We start from the raw sequence: 22,116 nt of genomic DNA on the forward strand, positions 1-22,116 counted from the left end.
GTTTTGAAAATGTCAAATAAACCCTTTGACACGGCCGGCTATATGTTTGCCTATACACCATAATTGTGATAGAAAATTTAAATTATGACTCAAATTATCAGTATTGCCAATCAGAAAGGTGGGGTGGGTAAAACGACCACGGCAGTCAATCTGGCTGCTTGCCTTGCTACACTTAAAAAAAAAGTGCTGCTTGTGGATTGTGATTCCCAGGCCAATGCCACAACCGCAATGGGGGTGGACAAACCCGCCTTGGAAGCGTCTTTGTATGACGGTTTGATCGGAGACGCCGGCATTGAGGCTATGCTTTTACCCACCATGCTGCCGGGTCTGAACCTGGTGCCGGCTAATGTTGATCTCATCGGATTTGAGGTGGAGATGATGGCTGACCCAAAACGGGAGGCCCGACTCAAGGAATTTTTGTTGCCCGTGGCTGACAAATTTGATTTCATTATTATCGACTGTCCGCCGGCGTTAAGTCTTTTAACGCTGAACGCTTTTTCCGCAAGCCATGCCGTTGTCATTCCCCTGCAAAGTGAGTTTTTTGCCCTGGAAGGACTAGGACAGCTTTTGGATACAATTAAGCGAGTCAAGAATGCATTTAACAAGAGTTTGATAATCAAAGGTATTTTGGTGACAATGTTCGACCGCAGGACCAATCTGTCCCAGAATGTGGTGGATGACGCCAGCCAGTATTTCAAAGACCTGGTGTTCAAGACAAAAATTCCCCGTAATGTGAAGCTTGCAGAGGCCCCAAGCTATGGTCTTCCGGTTCTTCTGTATGACAAAACATCGCCAGGTGCTAAAAGTTATATGTCCTTTGCCAGGGAACTTTTAAAACGATGATGAACAAGAAACGGAAAAACACCGGTCTGGGCCGGGGCATATCAGCGCTGATCCCCGATATGGAAGAACCTGAAACAAATTCGGATTTTTTCTTTTGTCAGATTGATCAGTTAAGCCCTAACCGCTACCAGCCAAGAACCCGGTTCAGTGAAGAGGACCAGGAACGGCTTACCCAGTCCATTGCCCAGCAGGGTGTGCTCCAGCCCCTTTTGGCCAGGAAAATGGCTGGTGCCTATGAGCTGATTGCCGGAGAGCGGCGCTTGCGGGCCGCAAAAGCGGCCGGACTTTCCCAGGTGCCTGTGATTATTCTGGATCTCACGAACGAGCAGGTGCTTGAAGTTTCGATTATTGAAAATATCCAAAGGAAAAATCTTAACGTATTAGAAGAAGCCGAAGCCTATTTCCGGCTTATTGACGAGTTTGGATATACCCAGGAAAAGGTGGCCGAAAAAATCGGCAAGAACCGGTCCACCATTGCCAACCTGCTGCGTCTGCGCAGTCTTCCCGAAGAGATCAAGGAGAGTCTGATTTCCGAGCAGATCAGCATGGGACATGCCCGGGCACTGCTGGGGGCAGGCTGTGTTGAAAATCAGCTCTATTTGTTCGCCCAGGTGATGGAACAACATCTGTCGGTGCGGGAAACCGAACGTCTGGTCAATCAGGCTAAAAAACAACCCCAGAAAATTGCAACAAAAATCAGTGCTGACGAAAAACAGTTTCTGGAAGAGACCTCCTCCCAGATATCCTCCCGGATGAACTTTCCGGTCTCCATAAAGAAACGCGGGGGCCGTGGAAAAATCGAGATCAAATTCTCCTCCGGGGCCGAATTCAACCGTCTTGTGGAGTTGCTGAGTAAAATTTCATGAAAATTTCAATTGCTAAAACAGCCGGGTTTTGTATGGGCGTCCGCCGGGCTGTGGACATGGTGCTGGATGCCTCCAATAAAGCCAAGGAACCCATTTATACGTATGGTCCTTTAATCCATAATCCCCAGGTTCTGGAGATGCTGGAAAGCAAACAGATTTTTCGGATGGACACGATTCCTGAATCCGGGAAAGGCATTGTGCTCATCCGGGCCCACGGGGTGCCGCCCCAGGATGAAAAGGCCCTGGCTGATGCCGGATTCACTGTGCTGAACGCCACTTGTCCCCGGGTGGTAAGGGTCCAGGTGATCATCGACAAATATTCAAAAAAAGGCTATGACACCATTATTCTGGGTGATGAAAAACATCCCGAGGTGATCGGTCTTCTGGGATATGCCCGGGGTAAGGGCCATACCATCACCAGCCTGGATCAGCTTAAGGAACTTCCCAGATTTGAAAAGGCAGTGGTGGTGGCACAGACCACGCAGAATACCAAGATTTTTGCGGATATCAAGGCCTGGTGCCGTAACAATGCCCCCCATTACGAAATTTTTAACACCATCTGCGATTCCACGGAAAAACGGCAGAATGAGGTCAGGAAAATGGCCGGCACCCATGACGCCGTCATTGTTGTGGGGGGTAAATTTTCCGGAAATACAAAGCGCCTTGCCCAGGTGGCTGCGGAGACCGGAAATCCGTCCATGCACATTGAACAGGCATCGGAAATCGACTATGCATCCATCAGCCATGTACAATCCATTGCCATTACCGCAGGGGCCTCCACGCCCAACTGGATTATCAATGATACCTGCAGCAGGGTGGAACAGGCGTTCAGGGAAAAACAGCCCGGACGAAGAAAAATGATGGCCGTGATCGATGTGCTGATGAAAACCAACGTTATTCTGGCCGCAGGCGCAGGCTGCCTGACCCTGGGAACAGCCATGATTTCCGGCGCACAAAATCCGGGTATACCAGCGGTCATTGCCATGTTTTATATTCTGTCCATGCAGATCATGAACAACATGATGACCACCGGGTCTGACACCTACAACAAACCGGCCCGGGCAGCCCTTTATAAGAAAAACAAGGGATGGCTTCTGGTTGTGGCGTTCCTGTCCGGTGCGGCCGGGCTTTACCTGGCATGGACAAGGGGATGGGGGTATTTTGGGGTGCTGCTCATCATGATGCTGTTGGGCATGTCATATAACCGCACCATTGTCCCTTTCGTGTTCTCCGGGCGTAAAATTTACCGGATTAAAGACATGCCCGGATCAAAAACCATTCTTATTGCAGCGGCATGGGGTATTGTGACAAGCCTGCTGCCCGGGCTTCGACTTAACGCACACTTCGGATTGACCCTGATCGCCTTTATTTTTGCCACGGGGATAGCGTTTGCCCGCACAGCCTTTATGGATATTCTGGCTGTCCAGGGAGACCGGATTGCAGGCAGGGAGACGCTTCCCATTCTTTTGGGCAAAAAGAAAACCCTCAAACTTATTCGTTACACCCTTGTGGCCGCCATTCTCATTCCTTTGATTTTACCTGTCTGGGTATCGCCTGTGGTATGTGGCCTTGCCCTGATACCGGCGTTTATGCTTATATTGATCATACAGTATAAAAACGACAGGGAGATTTCCGCTAATCTTTATGAGTTTTGGTTTGAGTTCCCCTTGCTGATTGCAGGTGTGATCGCTGCTGTCGGCTGATAATTATCCTTATTTTACGGCAACGCTAGGAAAAATATGGCATCCAGGTCAAAACAAGATAAAGCTGTTCCGTTAATCGGAATCCTGGCTGTTAAACATCATTTCATCAGTGAAGAACAGTTGCAAAAGGCCCTTGCCCAATGCAGTGATGACAGCAATTTAGGAGCGGCACTCAAAAAATATTTTCTTTCAGACAACCTGATTTCACCCCAGAATGTCCACCGGCTGGATATGGCCGCCAAGGTCGTTACCATCCACCAGAAGGAACACCGATTCGGTGCCATCGCGCTGGCCAGGGGGCTTGTCAATAAAAGTGTCCTGGATCTGGCCCTGGAGGAACAAAAGGAGCAGCTTAAACAGGGAAAAAAGCCTCGGCGCATCGGGGACGTGATGGTGGAAGCAGGTCTGATCACACTCAAACAGCGCGATGAGATCCTTAAACTTCAGAATCGGTCTTGCAAGCCGCCTGGCCAGGCCAACAAACCGCTGTCAAAAACAGACCCTGCGAAGTATGCGTCAGTTGCCGTCCATGGTGAAAATCAGGCGGACCCGGGTCATGATGCGCTTAACCCTTCTGCAGACAACACCCCGGAGCCAACCCCGGAATCCAATGATTGTCTGCTTCTTGACCGGATGGAACAGGCAACGCAGATATGCGGCAGCCTTTTACTCCAGGTTACCTGCGATCATCTGTCGGCATTTTTATCAAAAACCTGTGATATGGATCCGGATATCCCGGCCGTGGTTATTCGTACGGCCCTGGCGGAAAAAGGGGTAGTTTTCGGCCTGGCACCTGATTACCAGATAGAGGAATTCATCAGATCCCCCATCGCGGATTCCACATTTTTCAATGTGGCCCAGGGTGTGGAACCGTCCCCGGGCAGAAATACCAAAATAGAGTTTTTTTTTAATACGGATTACCTGAAAACCGGTGGCATGGATGATTCCGGCAATATTGATTTTAAATACAGGGGCCCCGGGCCTTTGGTCGAACCAGGCACGGTGCTGGCTGAAAAAATTGCCGGGACCAGGCCCCGGCCGGGCAAGGATGTCTACGGCAATACCATTCAGGCCCTGGGCGGAACAGATAACCCCTTTCGTGTCGGTACAGGTGCCGTATTGTCCGAGGATGGTCGCAAAGTGCTGGCCACGGTCCGGGGGTGCCCCAGGATTACCCTGGCCGGGTTCATTGTTGTCCATGAAGAATCCGACATTGACGGGAATATTGATAATAACACAGGGCCTGTTGAATTTGACGGTAATATCCGTGTAACCGGGAGCATAAAATCCGGTGTCTGTGGTGTTGATATTACCGCACAGGCAGTGGACAACGGCATTGTAGAAGCCAACGGAGACCTGACCATTGTCCGCGGCATCCATGACGCCCGGGTGTACGCCCGGGGAAACGTGTATGCCCAATCCATTACCCATAGCGAAATTGTCTGTATGGGGGATGTGTTTGTTCAAAAAAAGATTATGGATTCAAGCATTGAATGCTCCGGGAGTTGTTCCATTATTACCGGTAAACTGGTTTCAAGCCAGGTGACCGCCAAAATGGGGCTGATGGCCCGCAGTATCGCTTCAGGCACAGCCGGCCCTTCCAGGATCAGGGTCGGGCATGATGTGTTTGCTGCCCGGGAACTGGAACGGAACAGCGCCGGGATGGCACGGTTGGAAAAGGAAATTCAGGACCTTGGTAGGAAAAAAAATACGATTCGCAGACAGGCGATCGATCTTAAAAAACAGATGACTGATCTGGCCCGGGTCAGGGAACAACTCCAGGTTCAGTGCCGGGAAATTGAGTCCCAGCCGGAACTTCCTTTGGGTGACCGGGACGCCCTGGACAGGCGTTTAGATGAACTCAGGAAAAGTCTCAAGGCTACGGAAACCAAAAGACAAATGTGTGCAACAAAAACCAGGGACCTTGTAAGACAGGCTGCAAAAATGGACCGGCAGAGCCTGAAATCGGCGGCGTCAAAAAAAGCCCTGGCTGATGAGAAAAAAAATCTGATCAGCTGGTCGGAACATACCCCGGGAAAAGCCCGGGTGGCCGTGGACGGGAAAATCATGCCCGGCACGGTCATCATGGGTTTGCACAGCAGATTTGTACCTGTTATTGAACTTTGTCATGTCCGGATCACGGAACGGCCCGTTAAATCCGATGAAGGGGAAAATTCTGAAATTATTTACCAGATGCAGGTGGATAATTTTTAAGATAGCCGGTGTCGTCCGGCAGGCCGGGCATACGGGCGGTTGAATTGGCAAGGTGGTCGCAGGCTTCGTTCAAGGGGTTGCCGGCATGGCCTTTTACCCAGATGAACCGGATATCAAGACCTGGCAGCAGATCCAGAAGGCGCTGCCACAGATCAGGATTCATGGCTGGTTTGCCGTCGGATTTTTTCCAGCCCCTGGATTTCCATGCCTTTGCCCAGTTTTTGGTGATCCCGTTGACAACGTACCTGGAATCCGAATGCAGGCAGATGGGACGGGTCTCTCCTTCAAGGGCCTCAAGGGCCACGATAACAGCCAAAAGTTCCATGCGGTTGTTGGTGGTCAGATTAAACCCGCCGGAAAAAGTTTCCCCTGTTTCAAATACCACGCCATATCCCCCGGGACCGGGGTTGCCGATGGCCCCGCCGTCCGTATACACCATCACGGCATTTTCCGGGTATTCATAATTGGCTGGCTGGTGTCCACCGGACTTTTTTTTCTTTGGGGTACAATCAATATCTTTAGTTGAAGACCTATACGTTGTGTCGCAAGGATCCGCCAGAAAGGCCAAGGCGTCCTGTTCTGTTTTAAAGCTTTTGAACCGGGCCCCTGCAAATCCTTTGACCTGGCGCTCGGCCTCGGGCCATGATGTGAATATACCTGTTTTACGGCCCCTGGCCACTGCGTAGAATTTCATGGGCAGACTATAAATGCAAAGAACCGGGATGTAAACCGTATATTTCCGGACGCCACAATTCGTGCCAGCACCAAGTAAAGAAACATCAGTGTATCAAAATTGGGCTGTTTCTTGAAATAAATATGCAACCGGTGTAGACTGTTGAAACAATAACGGATCAATTGCAGCCTGTTGCCCCCGGTTTCATGTCCCATAACCTGAAAAAGAACAGGGTATCGGACAAAACAGGCGGTTAAATAGTTTGCATTAACCATGAAGGAGGTAAAATGGAACCGAATAAATTCCGTAAATCAAGACTGTCCATCAACCGTTTGTGTGAACAAATGGATCAGCTCATAGAAGATAAAGAGGTGGATGAGTCAAGGGTCTGCTTTGACCAGGCATTCGGTGAACTGGACGAGTTGAGGCCTAAGGCATCAGGGGATATTCAGGAACGTTCGGTCAAGAATCTGGCAATGAAACTCAAGGGCATGGAAGACAGGATTTCCAAGTTAAAAACCAAGGGAACTGCATCATCAGGCTCGGGATCCCGGATGAAAAACAATATTGAGTGGGACATTGACCGGGTGGCACAATTATCAAAAGTCTTTCTTGAAAAAGTGCTGGAAAATATGGCGGGCGATCCCGGGTCAAAAGTTCTTTTCGGAACTACGGGCAAAGGTATCCGGCCCAATTACCAGATTGAGTTTAAAGACGGTAAAATGGCTTCGTTTACCGGTTCCGGACATAAACCTAAAGCAGGTACAAAAGATCAGGGCGCAAAAAATTTATCCGCGCCTTTTCCCTTTCAGGACATTGACGCCATTTTAAATAACCCGGGCGATATTTAAAGGATTAAAACGGATGAAAACAATCAGAATACGGGTTTTATTTGCATTCATGTTTTTCGCAATGTCCGTTTTTACCCAACAGGCCCTGGCCGCAGACACCTCATCAGCCACACAGGCCCTTAAGGCCAGTATTGATGCGATCCTTGATGTGCTTAAAACACCGGAATTTAAAGGGGATGAAAAAAAAGAGGTTCGCAGGCAGAAAATCCGTGACATTGTCCTGCAGAGCTTTGATTCCGGGCGTATGGCCCAGTCTAGTCTTGGAAAACACTGGAGAGGACGCACCCCGGAAGAAAAGCAGGATTTTACGGTCCGGTTCCGGCGTCTGATTGAAAATACCTATATATCCAAGCTTGAAACCTATACCAATGAAAAGGTGGTCTACCTTGATGAGCAGCGCGAAACGAAAAAAGACCGGGAATATGCAAAGGTTCAGACCCAGGTTATTACGATGGATGGTACGGAAATCCCCATTGCCTATATGATGTACAGACAGGGTACAAATCCCTGGATGGTGTTTGATATCAACATTGAAGGGGTGAGTTTGGTTAATAATTACCGCTCTCAGTTCGGTGAATTCCTTGCCCAGAAATCGTTTTCAGAGCTTCTCAAAGATATTGATGCAAAAAACAGTTCTGAATAACGGCCATGACCTGGCGGACACAACAAATCATGAAACATATTTTAACCACGGAACGCACGGAAATCACAGAATTTCATTTTCAGTGTATTCTGTGATTTCCGTGGTTAAGCTGTTTCATATAAAGGTGTAATCCACAACAAAACATAAGATCTTTTCACCTTTCAAATCCAAGCCGGTCCGCAGTTCAACGGGCCGGCATTTTATATTCAAATCCCTTTTTCTTTCTGCTGACGGTCAATCGTTTTGGGCCTGTGCCGAATTCCCACCAAATTCTAATACAATTTAAATTTTCATATATTACCATTAAAAATCCTAGTGTTTTGCCATTGGGTATGCGGCTAACCATTTTTTTTGGGGGGGGGCATGCGCGATGGAAAGGGGCCAAAGAGAAAAACTGTGTATCGAAACACAATCCTAACTTTGGGCTAATATAATATTAAAGTGAATCTAATAAATTTGAACAAGGTGTTTATTACATGCTGAAAATAAACGCATTCCACTCTTTTTAAGGAACACAGATGACAACGATTCATTTGCTTTTAACCCTTTTGACGCTGACCCTGGCAGGCTTTTTTATAGGCCGCAGCAAGGCCATTGCTGTTTGCTCCGCCCAGGGTGGTCCAAGCACACTTCATTCCAGACCGATATATTACGGGATACTGACCGCTCTTTGGTGTGCGGTGCCGGCCTTGATCGTTTTTTTGTTCTGGCTGATTTTCCAGTCTACCATCATCACGGATCTGGTGGTTGCCGATCTTCCTGACCAGATCCGATCCCTGCCCGAAGCCCGCCTAAATCTTGTTATCAATGATCTTAGAAATATTGTGGCCGGTAATATTGTGGGCGGTAATATCAGTCCTGCCATCCAGGCTGCAGCCGACCATTACAAAAGCCTTGAGATGACCGGACAGGCCGCGTTAAGCGTTATCGTAACGGTGATGGCCATGGTTGCTGTTGCAGGCGTATGGTTAAAAATCACACCAGCGCTCCGGGCCAGAAATCATGTGGAAAAGGTGATTGAGATTCTGCTCCTTGGCTGCTCCACCCTGGCTGTTTTTACCACCATCGGTATTGTACTTTCCGTACTTTATGAGGCGATCCGGTTTTTCAAAATTGTGCCGGTACATAAATTTTTGTTCGGACTTGAATGGAGCCCCCAGATGGCTATTCATGCAGAGCAGATCGGATCTTCCGGTGCATTCGGAGCGGTTCCGGTTATCCTTGGCACCATGCTCATTGCCGGCATTGCCATGTGTGTGGCAGTACCGTTAGGGCTCATGGCGGCCATTTATCTGTCTGAATATGCCAATAGACATTTTCGAAATGTTGCCAAGCCGCTTTTGGAGATCCTGGCTGGAATTCCCACGGTTGTTTACGGTTTTTTTGCAGCCCTTGTCGTGGCCCCGGCCATCAGGAATACCGGCGATATGCTGGGGTTTTCCGTATCCTCGGAAAGTGCGTTGGCCGCTGGACTTGTCATGGGAATTATGATCATTCCCTTTGTGTCCTCTTTATCTGATGATGTCATCAATGCGGTGCCCCAGTCCCTGCGGGACGGTGCCCTGAGCCTGGGTTCCACCCGGAGTGAAACCATTATACATGTTGTGCTGCCCGCAGCCCTGCCCGGTATTGTGGGCGGGGTGCTGCTGGCCGTATCCCGGGCCATTGGGGAGACCATGATTGTCGTGATGGCGGCCGGCTTGTCAGCAAACCTGACCGCCAATCCCTTCCAGGCTGTTACAACGGTTACGGTACAGATTGTCACCCTGCTGGTGGGGGACCAGGAATTTGACAGTGCCAAGACCCTGGCTGCTTTTGCCCTGGGTCTTCTGCTCTTTGTCATTACGTTGATTTTAAACGTGGTGGCCCTGATGGTGGTCAGAAAGTACAGGGAGCATTATGTATAATTTAAAAGAGTTAAACAATGCACAGGGCAGAGTCCGGACCATAGATATTGTCAAAAAGGGGCTGAACAGACGCTACCGCAAAGAACGCAGGTTTCGTATTTTCGGGTGTGCGGCTGTTATTATCAGCCTGAGCTTTCTGTCTCTGCTCTTTATTTCCATTATTTCCAACGGATATACTGCGTTTCTGCAGACCATGGTCCGGCTGGATGTATTTCTGGATACCCGCGTCATAGACAAAGATAATCTGGCAGATGCCAATTATTCCAAACTGATCCATGAGGCGTTGTTGTCTGTTTATCCTGATGTGACAAAACACAATGATCGACGCAAATTGTATGGGCTTGTCAGCACGAGTGCCGCTTACAGGCTCCGAACTTTTGTGGCCAAAAACCGGCATGATATCGGAACACGCATTCAAATATGGGTACCGGCCGATGATGATGTGGATATGTTGATGAAAGGATACATTGACCGGGACACGCCCGAATCCCAAAGACGGATTGATGACCGGCAGCTTGCCTGGGTGGATCAACTGGTCAGGCAGGGACAGATCAAGAAAGTGTTTAATATGACCTTTTTCACTGCAGGGGATTCAAGGGAGCCTGAACTTGCCGGGATCTGTGGCGCACTTTTCGGGTCCTTTTACACCCTTATTGTCACCCTGGTCCTCTCTTTTCCCATTGGCGGGGCGGCTGCCGTGTATCTGGAAGAGTTTGCCCCTAAAAACCGGTGGACAGATATCATTGAGGTGAACATCAACAACCTGGCTGCCGTGCCATCCATTGTGTTCGGGCTGCTGGGCCTGGCCGTATTTTTAAATTTTTTCGGTCTGCCCAGGTCTGTTCCGCTTGTGGGCGGGCTGGTTTTGACCCTGATGACGCTGCCCACCATTATTATTGCCAGCCGGTCCGCGCTTAAAGCGGTGCCGTCTTCCATTCGTGAGGCAGGTCTTGGTATCGGGGCTTCCAAAGTCCAGATGGTGGCGCATCATGTCCTGCCCCAGGCCCTGCCGGGCATGCTCACCGGCACGATCATCGGTATGTCCCAGGCTCTTGGGGAAACCGCGCCGCTTTTGATGATCGGCATGGTGGCCTTTATTGTGGATATTCCTTCCGGGTTCACAGATCCTTCCACGGTGCTGCCTGTACAGATTTACCTGTGGGCAGACAGTCCGGAAAGGGCGTTTCTTGAAAAAACATCAGCTGCGATCATGGTGCTTCTGGTTTTTTTGATGGTCATGAATGGTGTGGCTATTTTTTTAAGAAAAAGATTTGAAAAAAGACATTAAGCTTCAGATTTTATTCATTTTTTTTATAAAATTCATGTTTCAGGAGTTTACCCATGAAAAAACTGATTGTCACTTCGATTGCCCTGGTTTATTTATTGATTTCTGGGATTTCCCAGACCAGTGCCGGTACAGCAAGGGATTATATCTCCATTGTCGGATCCTCAACGGTTTATCCTTTTGCCACAGTTGTTGCTGAAAATTTTGGAAAAAAAACCCGCTTTAAAACCCCGAAGATTGAATCCACTGGATCCGGCGGCGGCCATAAGCTTTTTGGTGCCGGCATTGGTGTAGAGCACCCGGATATTACCAACTCTTCTGCCCGGATTACAAAAAGCCAGCTGGAAAAAGATTTTAGAAATGGTGTAAAAGAGGTTGTTGAGGTGAAAATCGGCTATGACGGTATTGTTGTGGCAAATTCCAGGCAGGCCATGCTGTTCAGGCTGGCCAGAAAAGATCTGTTTCTCGGCCTGGCAAAGCATGTGCCTGTGCCAGGAAATAAGGGCGCTTTACAGCCAAACCCATATAAAACCTGGAAGCAAATAAACCCATTACTTCCTGATGCCAAAATTGAAGTGTTTGGGCCGCCACCGACCTCCGGCACCCGGGATGCCTTTGTGGAGCTGGCCATGGAAGGCGGGGCAAATGCGTTTGCATGGATAGCAAAATTGAAAAAAACGGATAAAAAACGATACAAGGTGATCTGTCATACCCTCCGGGAAGACGGGGCCTTTATTGAGGCTGGAGAAAATGACAACCTGATTGTGGACAAGTTGAGTAAATCTCCTGAAGCCTTAGGTATTTTTGGCTTTTCTTTTCTGGACCAGAACACCGATAAGATCCAGGGTTCTTTTATTGACGGTGTGCAACCGACATTTGAGGCTATTTCCGACGGCTCCTATCCCGTGTCCCGTCCCCTGTATTTTTATATTAAAAAGGCCCATGTCAACACGATCCCCGGTATGAGGGAATATCTGGCCGAGTTTACCAGTGAAGCTGCCTGGGGTGATGAGGGGTACCTTACGACTAAAGGATTGATCCCCATGCCCGGAGAAGAACGGCAGCATTATAGAAACGTTGTGAAAGAACTTACCCCCTTAACGTTGGAAGATCTCAATTAAGGATAAATAAAAACAAAAATGAACCAGGAACAAACAACCGGTCATCTCCCAAGAAGGCCTGGGCGGCGTCCGCTGGTCGAGCGGACAGAGCGGGAAACCGTGGGGCAGACGGCGGTTGAAAACCCCAGGATGAGCTGTCAGAATGTGGGTGTTTTTTACGACTCCAAAAAAGCCATCAGCAATATTTGTCTGGATATCGGCCGCAATGAAGTCATCGCAATGATCGGGCCTTCGGGGTGCGGTAAATCCACCTTTCTGCGCTGCCTGAACCGGATGAATGATACCATTGAAGGATGTCTTGTGACCGGACAGATCCTCATGGACGGAAAAAATATATATGACAGCGACGTGGATGTGGTGCCGTTAAGGGCCCAGGTGGGCATGGTTTTCCAGAAACCCAATCCTTTTCCTAAATCCATTTATGATAACATTGCCTATGGTGCAAGAATCCACGGCCTTGTCCAGAACCGGGACGAGACCGATGAACTGGTTGTGGGCTCTTTGAAAAGGGCAGGTTTGTGGAACGAAGTTAAGGACCGGCTGGAGATGCCGGGGACCAGCTTGTCCGGCGGGCAGCAGCAGCGTCTGTGCATTGCAAGGGCCATCGCGGTGAACCCGGAGGTGATTCTCATGGATGAACCCTGTTCCTCCCTGGATCCCATTGCCACGGCCATTATCGAGGAACTCATTGATGAACTCAAACAGGATTACACCATTGCCATTGTGACCCACTCCATGCAGCAGGCATCCCGGATTTCCCAGCGTACAGCTTATTTTCACCAGGGAGATCTCATTGAAATCGGGCCCACGGACCAGATATTTTTAAATCCGCTGCACCAGCTCACCGAGGATTATATCACCGGGCGGTTCGGATAGCGGCGGTTCATACCCCATTTTTTAAATGAAACTAGAGACAAGATACAGGAAACAAGAGGGTGAAGCGCCTGGGGGCGCTCATTTCAGCCCGCATTGTTGGCGTTTTTAGTTTCATTGTTCGCTGTGGGCTTGCGGCCCATGTGGGTTATCCGGAATTACCCCGGATACGCCGCCCCAAACCCATGATACAACTTTGGCTGAGACAGAATCGTGTGAAACATATTTTTTCTCTAATTCTGTATACAGCTTATCCGGCACTCTATGATATTATTATCAAATGTGATAGGGTGCCGAATGTATTTGATCTTCCCAAATTGAGTGGTATGCAATTTGCTGATTTGGGGTAGGCGTTCGGCATGAAAATGGTTTACTGGATATTCAATTAAAGGATAACACTACCAAAGGAGGTAATAGCAAATGAATTTTAATTCCGTGGATGAGATATTGGAATTTGCCATTGACAGAGAAAAGGAAGCTGTGAAATTTTATGCATCTTTTGCCCAGGAGGCTCCTTCCGAAGCATTGAGACAGACCTTTATTGATTTTTCCAAAGAGGAAGAAAAACATGTGGCTCTGCTCTCCGATATTTCCGGAAACAAGGCTAAGATTGACAGCTATCAGTTCAAGAAAATTCCTGACCTTAAAATAAGCGACTACATGGTGGATACCGCCTATGAAAAAGGAATGCCCATGCCAGATGTGTTGAAACTGGCCATGAAAAGAGAGGAAAAATCAGTCAAGTTGTATCAGTTTCTGGCGAATCAGACCGATAATGCCGATGCAAAAAAACTGTTTCAGATCCTTGTGCAGGAAGAGTCCAAGCATAAACTTGGCCTGGAATCCATGTATGATGATTATCTGGCCGACATGGACGGATAACGTCAGATCCTGATCCATACCAAAGAACAGGACGCCATGGGTGAAAAAAAACAAATGAAATTGATTTCATGGAATGTGAACGGGCTCCGTGCGGTTTTGAAAAAGGATTTTTTTGATTCCGTAACCGGCATGGATCCGGACATTCTCATGCTTCAGGAGACAAAGCTCCAGGAGGATCAGCGCAGTGACCGGATGATCCGGTTTGGCGACTATGAAAGTTTCTGGAACTATTCAACCGTTAAAAAAGGATACTCAGGTGTAGTCTCCTACACGCGGATTGCTCCGAATGCTGTGACGACACAGTTTGGAAAGCCAGAGTATGATGGTGAAGGCCGGATAATAAGAATGGATTTTGAACCCTTTGTTCTGTTTAACATCTATTTTCCCAACGGCCAGATGAGCGATGAACGACTTTCCTATAAGTTAGCGTTTTATGAGTGGTTCCTTGATTATGCCCAAAAATTAAGGGACAAGGGAAAATCAATCATCGTCACCGGTGACTTTAACACGGCTCACAATGAAATTGATTTGAAAAATCCGGAACCCAACGCCAAACGGTCAGGATTTTTGCGAATCGAGCGGGATGTGCTGGATAAAATGGTGGATATGGGATATGTGGACACCTTCCGGCATTTTTACCCTGAAGCAGTGAAATATTCGTGGTGGTCCTACCGTTTTAATGCAAGAAAAAACAATGCAGGGTGGCGCATTGACTACTTTTTTGTCACCCGTGATCTCATTGAAAAGGGTATTATAAAAGACGCATTTATTGACAATGATGTCCTTGGTTCTGATCACTGCCCGGTGGGATTAGTGGTTGAAGTGTAGGCTCTTTAACCGTTCCCTTGACTTTAAAAGGCCCTGTCCGACACAAGTTGATTGTGTGCCGGACAGGGCCTTTTTTTAAACTATTTTTTCTATAGGTCTTCTTTCAGGGACATACTCAGGTACCCTCCCAAGGCTGTTCACCTGCTCCGATACATAGAGTCCGCAATAACAGGCTCCAAACTCCTCCATATCCGGCTTACGGTACACGCAGGGACAGATAATGTCCCTGTCGTGTTCCCTGTCTCCGCAGGCCAGACGGCAGGGGCAGGCCATGTAGCCGTATCTTTGCTTGTTGAGCAGCAGGCTTTCCAGCAATTCAAATACCAGGTCCTTATCCTTGTTAAAATAAGCCCCTTTTTTTTCCTGTGATATTTTCAGTGTATTATAAAGCTGTTCTGTGTTCATTTGGTTATTCCCAATGCTTTTTTAATATCATTTTCCTTATTTCCGACAATCACGGTCTCTTTATTGATTTCAATCGTGGGAAAAGAGCACCTTGGGTTCAATGCTTTGATCTTTTTGAGAACCGCCATGCGCTCATCGCCTTCAAGATCGTCAACCTGTACGTAATCATAGTCGATATTGTATTTATCAAACAGTTTTCTGGTGGCTCTGCAATGGCTGCAGGTGCTTAATCCGTATAGTGTGGGGATACAATTGCCCATTTAAATTTCTCTCCTTAAATATGTCTATTTTTTACCCATTTATTTAACTGAGCATGATCTTACTTCAGCATATTCTATGCCCGCACAAAATTTAATGTCAATGATCCATGTTGGGATTATTACTGTGCCTATCCATATCCTTGTTTGCAATATGTCGGATTTACAGGGTATCTGCAAGATAAAAAAAAGCAATCTTTTTTTCTTGCTTTTTGTCTTGGTGCTTTGTTATATTCATAAAAATTCATTCGTTAATTATCAAATAATAAAAAACTGCCAAATAACAACAAACTGCGAAAAATTATTTTATCATCAGTTGTCTTATGTATCGTCAATGATACGTTTTGTTGAAACATATATGTATTGAATGCTTTCATATTAATGAGAGTGTGCTAACTGACTTATCCCGGATAAACATAATTACGGGTAATATACTGATTCTAAGTCGCAGATAAATAATAAATAAATGATGGTATTGTTTTTGCAAAATTTATGCATTAGATTAAATCATCGGGTTTGGATGTTTTGGGTCAATCCCGGTTAAATTAAGGAGGGCAAAAGGATGACTAAAGTAATTGCATATCAGAAAACTGAAAGCCGGTCAGAAGAAAAACGGGCTCCTTTTTATGGTGCGATTAAGTCTGAAAATGAATTTTATTTTCAAATAGCCTCCTTATTCCGGGAGGCGACCAAAGGCCGCAGACAATTATCAGGGCAAATGCTTGAGCAGATGCTCAAGGAAAAAGCAGCAGACCGCTCTGTGGAAAAGTCTGTCTACACCCCATATTGATGCCAGGGCAAAAAAACTGGCTTTCGAAAACAGCGTTTAATAAACTTTTAAAACAAAAGGAGTGTTATCAATGGCTGAAAAAATGGGAATTTATAAATGTTTAAAATGCGGCAATATTGTTCAGGTTCTTCATGGTGAACAACCGCCGGCAACCTGTTGCGGAAAACCCATGGACCGCCTGGTGGCAAATACGGTTGATGCCGCCAAAGAAAAGCATGTTCCCGTGATAGAAAAAATAGAAGGCGGATACAAGGTGTCTGTGGGCAGCGTTGCCCATCCCATGACAAAAGAACACTGGATCGAATGGATTGAACTTGTATCCTGTGACGGTGCGTATGTACAGCGTCTGATGCTGACCCCGACTTCGGCACCCGAAGCGGTTTTCAAATGTGATGCGGATAAGGTTGAGGCCATGGCCTACTGCAATCTTCACGGTCTGTGGAAAGCTTGAACTTCATGTAGAATCAAACATTATTTTTTGTAGAACCCGACAATTATAAGGATAGAATATGCCGGGTTTTCAAAATATAAAAGGCCCGCTGTCTTTGTGCTGAAGACCGCGGGCTGTTTTTTTATTTGCTTCGTTTACGTCAACTTCAACAAATTTCCCGGCTAAAAGTTTGATGGCCCATTTCCTTGTTAGCTGTCAGATTTTTTTGCATGTTGGTAAAAATCTGTTCATGGGTATCTTCCATTTTTTCGTTTATAACCTACCTGGTCCGCAAGCCCACAACGAATAATGAAACTAAAAACACCAACAATACGGGGCTAAAATAGGCGTCCAGGCGCTTCGCCCTCTTGTTTGCTGTATGCGGACACAACAAACTATGAAAAACATTTTAACCACAGAACACACGGAAATCACAGAATTTTATCTTCAGAGTCTTCTGTGATTTCCGTGGTTAAATTTTTTCATATAAACTGTCAGGGACTTTTGAGAAAATGATTTTAACTTGCCTGATATTCCTATAATATAAGACCTGTAAAATCAATAAATCATTTTCAGCCTCCCGGGTAACCTACCGATCTTTTTGATGCTGTGGTGACATTGTGGCGGTGACAAAAAGATAAGGATTTGAATTTTATGACTGAAAAAGTATTTGTTCGAAAAACCACAATCCATGCCCCGGTTTCCGCTGTCTTTGCCTGGCATGCCAGGGATGGTGCCATCAACCGGCTCACGCCGCCATGGGCACCTCTGTCATTGGTGGCAAGAAAGGGCAGGGGCATTGACAAAGGCGTTGAAGTCACATTCAAAATAAAACTGTTTGGGATTCCCATGATATGGAAGGCCCGGCATATTGATTACAAAGAAAACGCAATGTTCCGGGACTGCCAGGTTAAAGGCCCCTTTGCCTACTGGGAACACAGTCATCTGTTCCACGAAAAATCACCCAACGTAACCGTGATGGAGGATCAGGTCAGGTGCCGGCTTCCCTTTGGTATTTTCATCCTTCCCTTCTACGGATATGCCCAAAGGCAGCTTGAACGTATTTTTTTCTATCGGCATCAGGTGCTTAAATATGATATGGAGAACCGGGTGGGACAAATTCGCAAGCAGCGGATTCTGATTTCAGGCGGATCAGGTACCATTGGAAAGGCCCTGATCCCTTTTTTAAAAACCTGTGGTCATGAGGTGATTCGTCTGGTGCGCGATCCCGACGACCAGTCAGAAGATGCGCTCTTCTGGGATCCTTACAAAAATATTTTGGATCTGGATGCGGCCGGGCCTGTTGATGCGATAATCAGTTTAAACGGGATGGATATTTCAAAGGGAAGATGGAACAGGCGTCAGCGTGCCCTGATTGTTGATTCGCGGGTGGTTTCCACCCGGGTGCTTGTGGAAAAAATGAAACGCATGACCCATCCGCCGGCCACCTTTATTTCTGCCTCTGCCATCGGGTTTTATGGGGATGGCGGACCCGGCAGACTGACAGAGGAAAGTGTGCCCGAGGATTGCTTTATCTCCCGGGTCTGCCGCCAGTGGGAAGACATTTCCTTTGGCGCTCAGACAGCAGGTATCCGACCGGTGCAACTGCGAATCGGGGTGGTACTGACCCCGGCCGGCGGGGCCCTTGAACGCATGTATCTGCCCTTTTTAATGGGGCTTGGCACCCGGTTGTCCCATGGTGGGCAGTACATGAGCTGGATCGGTATGGAAGATGTTCTGGGCAGCATTCTTCATATCCTTGAAAACAAAGGAATCAGTGGACCGGTAAATCTCACGGCGCCTGAACCTGTGACCAATGATGAATTTACCCGTACCCTGGCACGGGTGTTGGACCGGCCGGCCCCCTTTGTTCTGCCAAAGGCGCTGGTGCTGGCCCTTTGGGGGGATATGGGAAAGGAAACCCTGCTGGCCTCGGCCCGGGTGATACCTGAAAAATTAATTAAAAGCGGCTATCGCTTTGTGCATCCCCGGCTGGAAATGGCCCTGGGCCATGTGCTGGGCAGATGTGCTGCAGAACATGTTGATGGAACAATATAAATGACAACCCGATTAAAGCTTTTGTTCTCCTTTTTAATGATTACGGCCCTGGGGCTGGGATATGCTGATATCTATTTTCCTGTGGATGGTTTAAGTTTTGAGCGTCTGCACATATTTTTATTCAATTTGTGTACCGGCGGCACGATTCTGTTGTATTACACTGAACGGCAGTCTGCCGTATCCGGCCGTGTGAAGCTGTTTTTCCTGCTCTCCCTGGTCTATGCTTTTTGTGCATTTCTCAAGTGGTATCCGGTTACCCTGGCCGTCTCCGTGGTCCTCTGGGGCCTGGTGGAAAAAATACGCATCAGCAAATTTGGCATTGTGCCCTATCAATTTTTTCTGCCACGGGTGCCAGTGTCTGAAAAATTTCACCAGGCATCCTTATTGTGCCTGTCCATCGGCATTGCCATGGCGTCTGTGGTGATCATCAATAACGAATATACCCATTGGGTACACATGGAAAAACTGACCCTGGATACTTTTTTTCTGGGGTATTCATTTCCATTGTCTTTAATTACCTTGTCCCTTGTTTTCGGCATGCTTAAAAAGATTGAAGGTCCCCGGAGCAAATCCATTATGGAAATCTGCTTCTGGACCATCACTGTGGGGGTGATTGTATTTTTTATTTTTATTTTGTTTGAAAGATTTTGGCCCCAGATTTTTGTGACCGCAGCATTGTTCACAGCCGTTGTCATGGTTTTCATGCTCTATTACACCTTTGCGGAGAACATGCAGCAGAAAAAGTTTTTAACCTCGGGCATTGGATTTCTCATTGTCACGGCAGTGACGGGCATTGCTTATATCTGTTTTCAGATGCAGGAGGGATATGATCCCCTAAAGACGAAATGGCTGCTTCACGTCCATGTGTTTGCATCCCTTTACGGCTGGAATCTGTGCGGCCTGGCCGTGATCTGCCGGTTTGACGATTTTCCCATCAGGCTTCACTCGGCAACTGTAATTCTGGTACACTGGCTTACGGCGCTGGTGCTGGCGCCCCTGGGTATTTTTCAGGGATGGTTTGCGGTACTGGCCATTGCCGGCTATGCATTTATTACTTTGACCCTGTTTTTTTCAGGAAACGGAAACATTAATTATGACCAGTAACCGGGAAAAAATTAAGCAGCTTCTGTCCCATTTTTCAGGGACCTCCAAGGTACTTGTAATCATTAATGCAGACCCTGATGCCATTGCATCTGCCATGGCTGTGAAGCGCATTTTATGGCGGCGGGTCAGTGAGGTCGTGATTACCTATTTTAACCGGATCACCCGGCCGGACAACCTGGCCATGATCGAGTATACCGAAGCCGGAATGGTTCCCCTGGCTGATGTGGACAAGTCCCTGTTTGACAAATTTGTAGTGGTGGATTCCCAGCCCGACCATAATGAAAATTTTTCCGGTATTACATATGACGCCATCATTGATCACCATCCCTTATCCTGCAATGATGGTGCGTTTGTGGATATCCGGCCGGACTACGGGGCCTGTTCAACCATGTTCACCGAATATCTGCGCAGCCTGAAGGTAAAGCCGTCGGCAAAACTTGCGTCCGCCCTGATGCTGGGGATCAAAACAGATACGGCCAATTTTACCCGCCAGGCATCTTCCCGGGATATCCGGGCCTTTCAGTTCCTGTACAAATATGCAAACATGAATATTGTCACCAAGGTGGAACGGGCCTATCTGACGGAATCTGACCTGGATTTTATGGGCAATGCCATGAGACACCGGATAATCCAGGACAACCGGGCCTTTTATCATGCCGGAACCATATCCAAACCCGATGCACTGGTGGTGGCTGCCGATTTTTTCCTCTCCATTGCCGGGGTAAACTGGAGCGTGGTGTCAGGGGTGGTGGATAAAAAGCTGATCGTGATCCTGCGCAACGATGGTCTGCGCAAAGGTGCCGGAAAAACTGCCCAGGAGGCATTTGGCAAATTCGGGTCAGCCGGCGGACATAAAACCATGGCCAGGGCTGAACTGGATATCTTCCTGATCCGCAAAGAGATCAGGCGGGTAAACCAGAAGGCATTGACCCAGTGGGTGGTTGAACGGATCACCCAAACCGCCGGAAAAAAGATTGAATAACCGGTACCAGCCCTAGGAACAACAACGCCGGTTGGCAAAAAAAAACAACCGGCGTTGGGTGGGTTACACTATTCCCGGACCCGGACCCAGACTTGGACCTGAACAGGCCGGGGCAAGGGGATATTACTCTTCTTTTTCAAATTCGTCTTTGTCTGCCCCGCACACAGGACAGGTCCAGTCTTCGGGAAGGTCTTCAAAGGGAGTGCCGGGCTCAATGCCGTTTTCCGGATCGCCTTTTTCCGGGTCATACTCGTAGCCACAGGGGCCGCATACATATTTGTCCATATTTTTCTCCTTATTCTTTTTGTTGGTTTATAGGTACAAGCTTAATCCAAATATTAAACCTGCAAGTTGATTATGATTAATACGCTTCGTCCATATCCAGATCTTCGTCAGAAACAGGGTCCTTGAATAAATGATAGGCCCAGGACTGGTATGCAATGACAATGGGGATGAAAATTGCAACCACGACCAGCATGATTTTAAGGGTCAGTGGGCTTGAGGATGCATTAAATGCCGTCAGGTTCCATGCCGGGTTCATGCTTGAGGGAAAAAGGGCGGGAAAAAGGCCGAAAATCCCGAAAAAAGTGCATCCCGCAATGGTCAGGGCTGATGCAAACCAGGCTTTGAACCATGCCTCTTTTGCGTTGAAATACCGCGTCAAAAACAGTGCGGCCACGGCCAGGACAATAACCAGGAACAGACCCTGAGACTTGATGTAATTGTCATAGAGGCGGGTGGCAAAGAATGAGGCAATCAGAAACGCCACTGCCACAGGTACAAGCACCATCCATGTCTGGGCAGCAATTTTGGCAAAGCGTTCCTGCAGTTCCCCTGTGGCCTTGATGGTCATCCAGTTGGCCCCGTGTAACATAAACAGCAGGACAAATAATACCCCGCCTAAAAGCCCGTAAGGGTTAAGCAGTTTTAAGGTGTTGCCGTGGTACAGTCCCTGGTTGTCAAAGGGAATACCTGCAAAAATATTGGCAAAGGCCACCCCGAACAAAAGGGCGGGCAGAAAAGATCCTATAAAAATCAAGGTATCCCATGTTTTTTTCCATCCAGGGCTTTCGATTTTTCCCCTGAAGTGCATGGCCACACCCCTGAAGATCAATGCAAATAAAATGAGCATCAGCGGGGTGTAAAGGGATGAAAACATGGTGGCGTAGACTTTGGGGAATGCTGCAAAGGTAACGCCGCCGGCCGTGATCAGCCACACTTCATTGCCGTCCCATAACGGCCCTTTGGCATTGAGCATGACCCGTTTGTCCCGGTCTGTTTTTCCGGCAAACGGATAGAGGATGCCGATGCCGAAATCAAACCCGTCTGTCAGGAAAAAAATCGCCCAGAGAAGTCCCCACAGAAAAAACCAGATTGATTGAAGTTCCATTTATTCTATCC

General features: G+C 47.7%; 23 protein-coding genes. 18 read left to right on the forward strand and 5 right to left on the reverse strand.

From position 1 onward, the window contains the following. Positions 1-84: 84 nt before the first annotated feature. Genes Q366_RS07045 through Q366_RS07060 form a run of 4 tightly spaced genes read left to right on the forward strand, consistent with a single transcriptional unit; the run spans position 85 to position 5,626 of the window. Complete coding sequence (locus tag Q366_RS07045; protein ID WP_035237591.1) at positions 85-843, forward strand: ParA family protein; 759 nt, start codon at positions 85-87, stop codon at positions 841-843. Further along, positions 840-1,709 carry a ParB/RepB/Spo0J family partition protein gene (locus Q366_RS07050; protein ID WP_051957881.1) on the forward strand — a complete coding sequence of 290 codons (870 nt, stop codon included), beginning with the start codon at positions 840-842 and terminating at the stop codon, positions 1,707-1,709. The genes Q366_RS07045 and Q366_RS07050 overlap by 4 nt, the downstream gene beginning before the upstream one ends. Then, positions 1,706-3,412, forward strand: coding sequence for a 4-hydroxy-3-methylbut-2-enyl diphosphate reductase (ispH, locus tag Q366_RS07055; protein WP_035237592.1), 1,707 nt, complete (start codon positions 1,706-1,708; stop codon positions 3,410-3,412). The genes Q366_RS07050 and ispH overlap by 4 nt, the downstream gene beginning before the upstream one ends. A 36-nt stretch (positions 3,413-3,448) precedes the next feature. Then, on the forward strand, positions 3,449-5,626 hold the full coding sequence (locus Q366_RS07060; protein WP_035237593.1) for a flagellar assembly protein A: 2,178 nt from the start codon (positions 3,449-3,451) through the stop codon (positions 5,624-5,626). Here the strand turns inward: Q366_RS07060 and rnhA are convergent. Continuing rightward, positions 5,595-6,320, reverse strand: a complete 726-nt coding sequence (gene rnhA, locus Q366_RS07065) for a ribonuclease HI (RefSeq protein WP_035237594.1) — start codon at positions 6,318-6,320, stop codon at positions 5,595-5,597. The two genes, Q366_RS07060 and rnhA, sit on opposite strands and share 32 nt — an antisense overlap. A gap of 266 nt (positions 6,321-6,586) precedes the next feature. Here rnhA and Q366_RS07075 point away from each other — a divergent pair, with 266 nt between their 5' ends. From Q366_RS07075 to Q366_RS07115, 9 genes are all read left to right on the forward strand, one after another. Continuing rightward, the gene (locus Q366_RS07075) at positions 6,587-7,150 is read left to right on the forward strand and encodes a hypothetical protein (RefSeq protein ID WP_035237596.1); all 564 of its coding nucleotides are present in this window, start codon (positions 6,587-6,589) and stop codon (positions 7,148-7,150) included. 13 nt (positions 7,151-7,163) lie between these two features. Further along, positions 7,164-7,793: an MlaC/ttg2D family ABC transporter substrate-binding protein gene (locus tag Q366_RS07080; RefSeq protein ID WP_035237597.1), complete on the forward strand. Its 630-nt coding sequence runs from the start codon at positions 7,164-7,166 to the stop codon at positions 7,791-7,793. A gap of 518 nt (positions 7,794-8,311) precedes the next feature. Beyond that, on the forward strand, positions 8,312-9,700 hold the full coding sequence (gene pstC / locus Q366_RS07085; RefSeq protein ID WP_035237598.1) for a phosphate ABC transporter permease subunit PstC: 1,389 nt from the start codon (positions 8,312-8,314) through the stop codon (positions 9,698-9,700). Next, entirely contained in the window at positions 9,693-10,988 is a 1,296-nt protein-coding gene (gene pstA / locus Q366_RS07090; protein ID WP_035237599.1) for a phosphate ABC transporter permease PstA, read from the forward strand. Before pstC ends, pstA begins: the two co-directional genes overlap by 8 nt. Before the next feature lie 53 nt (positions 10,989-11,041). Next, positions 11,042-12,106, forward strand: coding sequence for a substrate-binding domain-containing protein (locus tag Q366_RS07095; protein ID WP_035237600.1), 1,065 nt, complete (start codon positions 11,042-11,044; stop codon positions 12,104-12,106). Between the two features lie 18 nt (positions 12,107-12,124). Beyond that, on the forward strand, positions 12,125-12,982 hold the full coding sequence (gene pstB, locus Q366_RS07100) for a phosphate ABC transporter ATP-binding protein PstB (RefSeq protein ID WP_035237601.1): 858 nt from the start codon (positions 12,125-12,127) through the stop codon (positions 12,980-12,982). 59 nt (positions 12,983-13,041) lie between these two features. Continuing rightward, positions 13,042-13,329 carry a hypothetical protein gene (locus Q366_RS07105; RefSeq protein WP_035237602.1) on the forward strand — a complete coding sequence of 96 codons (288 nt, stop codon included), beginning with the start codon at positions 13,042-13,044 and terminating at the stop codon, positions 13,327-13,329. Positions 13,330-13,399: 70 nt separating this feature from the next. Continuing rightward, complete coding sequence (locus Q366_RS07110; protein ID WP_035237603.1) at positions 13,400-13,861, forward strand: ferritin family protein; 462 nt, start codon at positions 13,400-13,402, stop codon at positions 13,859-13,861. A 36-nt stretch (positions 13,862-13,897) separates the two neighbouring features. After that, positions 13,898-14,689 carry an exodeoxyribonuclease III gene (locus Q366_RS07115; protein WP_035237604.1) on the forward strand — a complete coding sequence of 264 codons (792 nt, stop codon included), beginning with the start codon at positions 13,898-13,900 and terminating at the stop codon, positions 14,687-14,689. Between the two features lie 75 nt (positions 14,690-14,764). Here Q366_RS07115 and Q366_RS07120 read toward each other — a convergent pair whose 3' ends face one another. Beyond that, entirely contained in the window at positions 14,765-15,094 is a 330-nt protein-coding gene (locus Q366_RS07120) for a ferredoxin-thioredoxin reductase catalytic domain-containing protein (protein WP_035237605.1), read from the reverse strand. Then, positions 15,091-15,354 (reverse strand): glutaredoxin family protein, encoded by a 264-nt coding sequence (locus Q366_RS07125; RefSeq protein ID WP_035237606.1) that lies wholly within the window; start codon positions 15,352-15,354, stop codon positions 15,091-15,093. Before Q366_RS07125 ends, Q366_RS07120 begins: the two co-directional genes overlap by 4 nt. Positions 15,355-15,913: 559 nt before the next feature. On the opposite strand from Q366_RS07125, the gene Q366_RS07135 reads away from it, so the two are divergent. The 5 genes from Q366_RS07135 (at position 15,914) to Q366_RS07155 (ending at position 20,715) form a co-directional block, all read left to right on the forward strand. Then, entirely contained in the window at positions 15,914-16,141 is a 228-nt protein-coding gene (locus Q366_RS07135; protein ID WP_035237608.1) for a hypothetical protein, read from the forward strand. A gap of 70 nt (positions 16,142-16,211) precedes the next feature. Further along, positions 16,212-16,592 carry a desulfoferrodoxin gene (locus Q366_RS07140; protein WP_035237609.1) on the forward strand — a complete coding sequence of 127 codons (381 nt, stop codon included), beginning with the start codon at positions 16,212-16,214 and terminating at the stop codon, positions 16,590-16,592. A gap of 633 nt (positions 16,593-17,225) precedes the next feature. Continuing rightward, positions 17,226-18,629, forward strand: a complete 1,404-nt coding sequence (locus tag Q366_RS07145) for a TIGR01777 family oxidoreductase (RefSeq protein WP_035237610.1) — start codon at positions 17,226-17,228, stop codon at positions 18,627-18,629. Continuing rightward, a complete protein-coding gene (locus Q366_RS07150; RefSeq protein WP_035237611.1) occupies positions 18,630-19,733 on the forward strand; it encodes a hypothetical protein in 1,104 nt (367 codons plus the stop codon). Continuing rightward, positions 19,723-20,715 carry a DHH family phosphoesterase gene (locus Q366_RS07155; protein WP_035237612.1) on the forward strand — a complete coding sequence of 331 codons (993 nt, stop codon included), beginning with the start codon at positions 19,723-19,725 and terminating at the stop codon, positions 20,713-20,715. The genes Q366_RS07150 and Q366_RS07155 overlap by 11 nt, the downstream gene beginning before the upstream one ends. A 123-nt stretch (positions 20,716-20,838) precedes the next feature. Here the strand turns inward: Q366_RS07155 and rd are convergent, their stop codons facing one another. Together rd and cydB are read right to left on the reverse strand one after the other, a co-directional pair. After that, on the reverse strand, positions 20,839-21,000 hold the full coding sequence (gene rd / locus Q366_RS20775) for a rubredoxin (protein WP_084691742.1): 162 nt from the start codon (positions 20,998-21,000) through the stop codon (positions 20,839-20,841). Positions 21,001-21,076: 76 nt separating this feature from the next. Next, positions 21,077-22,105, reverse strand: coding sequence for a cytochrome d ubiquinol oxidase subunit II (gene cydB / locus Q366_RS07160; RefSeq protein ID WP_035237613.1), 1,029 nt, complete (start codon positions 22,103-22,105; stop codon positions 21,077-21,079). Positions 22,106-22,116 lie beyond the last annotated feature (11 nt).

Source organism: Desulfobacter vibrioformis DSM 8776 (assembly GCF_000745975.1).
GTDB lineage: Bacteria > Desulfobacterota > Desulfobacteria > Desulfobacterales > Desulfobacteraceae > Desulfobacter > Desulfobacter vibrioformis.

Bases quoted from the DNA above. Each gene is read 5' to 3' on its own strand.
- pstA (WP_035237599.1), top strand. From the start codon at position 9,693: ATGTATAATTTAAAAGAGTTAAACAATGCACAGGGCAGAGTCCGGACC.
- Q366_RS07095 (WP_035237600.1), top strand. From the start codon at position 11,042: ATGAAAAAACTGATTGTCACTTCGATTGCCCTGGTTTATTTATTGATT.
- Q366_RS07140 (WP_035237609.1), top strand. From the start codon at position 16,212: ATGGCTGAAAAAATGGGAATTTATAAATGTTTAAAATGCGGCAATATT.
- Q366_RS07115 (WP_035237604.1), top strand. From the start codon at position 13,898: ATGGGTGAAAAAAAACAAATGAAATTGATTTCATGGAATGTGAACGGG.
- Q366_RS07150 (WP_035237611.1), top strand. From the start codon at position 18,630: ATGACAACCCGATTAAAGCTTTTGTTCTCCTTTTTAATGATTACGGCC.
- pstC (WP_035237598.1), top strand. From the start codon at position 8,312: ATGACAACGATTCATTTGCTTTTAACCCTTTTGACGCTGACCCTGGCA.
- Q366_RS07080 (WP_035237597.1), top strand. From the start codon at position 7,164: ATGAAAACAATCAGAATACGGGTTTTATTTGCATTCATGTTTTTCGCA.
- Q366_RS07110 (WP_035237603.1), top strand. From the start codon at position 13,400: ATGAATTTTAATTCCGTGGATGAGATATTGGAATTTGCCATTGACAGA.
- rnhA (WP_035237594.1), bottom strand. From the start codon at position 6,320: ATGAAATTCTACGCAGTGGCCAGGGGCCGTAAAACAGGTATATTCACA.
- Q366_RS07075 (WP_035237596.1), top strand. From the start codon at position 6,587: ATGGAACCGAATAAATTCCGTAAATCAAGACTGTCCATCAACCGTTTG.
- Q366_RS07135 (WP_035237608.1), top strand. From the start codon at position 15,914: ATGACTAAAGTAATTGCATATCAGAAAACTGAAAGCCGGTCAGAAGAA.
- Q366_RS07120 (WP_035237605.1), bottom strand. From the start codon at position 15,094: ATGAACACAGAACAGCTTTATAATACACTGAAAATATCACAGGAAAAA.
- ispH (WP_035237592.1), top strand. From the start codon at position 1,706: ATGAAAATTTCAATTGCTAAAACAGCCGGGTTTTGTATGGGCGTCCGC.
- Q366_RS07125 (WP_035237606.1), bottom strand. From the start codon at position 15,354: ATGGGCAATTGTATCCCCACACTATACGGATTAAGCACCTGCAGCCAT.
- Q366_RS07060 (WP_035237593.1), top strand. From the start codon at position 3,449: ATGGCATCCAGGTCAAAACAAGATAAAGCTGTTCCGTTAATCGGAATC.
- cydB (WP_035237613.1), bottom strand. From the start codon at position 22,105: ATGGAACTTCAATCAATCTGGTTTTTTCTGTGGGGACTTCTCTGGGCG.
- Q366_RS07155 (WP_035237612.1), top strand. From the start codon at position 19,723: ATGACCAGTAACCGGGAAAAAATTAAGCAGCTTCTGTCCCATTTTTCA.
- Q366_RS07050 (WP_051957881.1), top strand. From the start codon at position 840: ATGATGAACAAGAAACGGAAAAACACCGGTCTGGGCCGGGGCATATCA.
- Q366_RS07145 (WP_035237610.1), top strand. From the start codon at position 17,226: ATGACTGAAAAAGTATTTGTTCGAAAAACCACAATCCATGCCCCGGTT.
- pstB (WP_035237601.1), top strand. From the start codon at position 12,125: ATGAACCAGGAACAAACAACCGGTCATCTCCCAAGAAGGCCTGGGCGG.
- rd (WP_084691742.1), bottom strand. From the start codon at position 21,000: ATGGACAAATATGTATGCGGCCCCTGTGGCTACGAGTATGACCCGGAA.
- Q366_RS07045 (WP_035237591.1), top strand. From the start codon at position 85: ATGACTCAAATTATCAGTATTGCCAATCAGAAAGGTGGGGTGGGTAAA.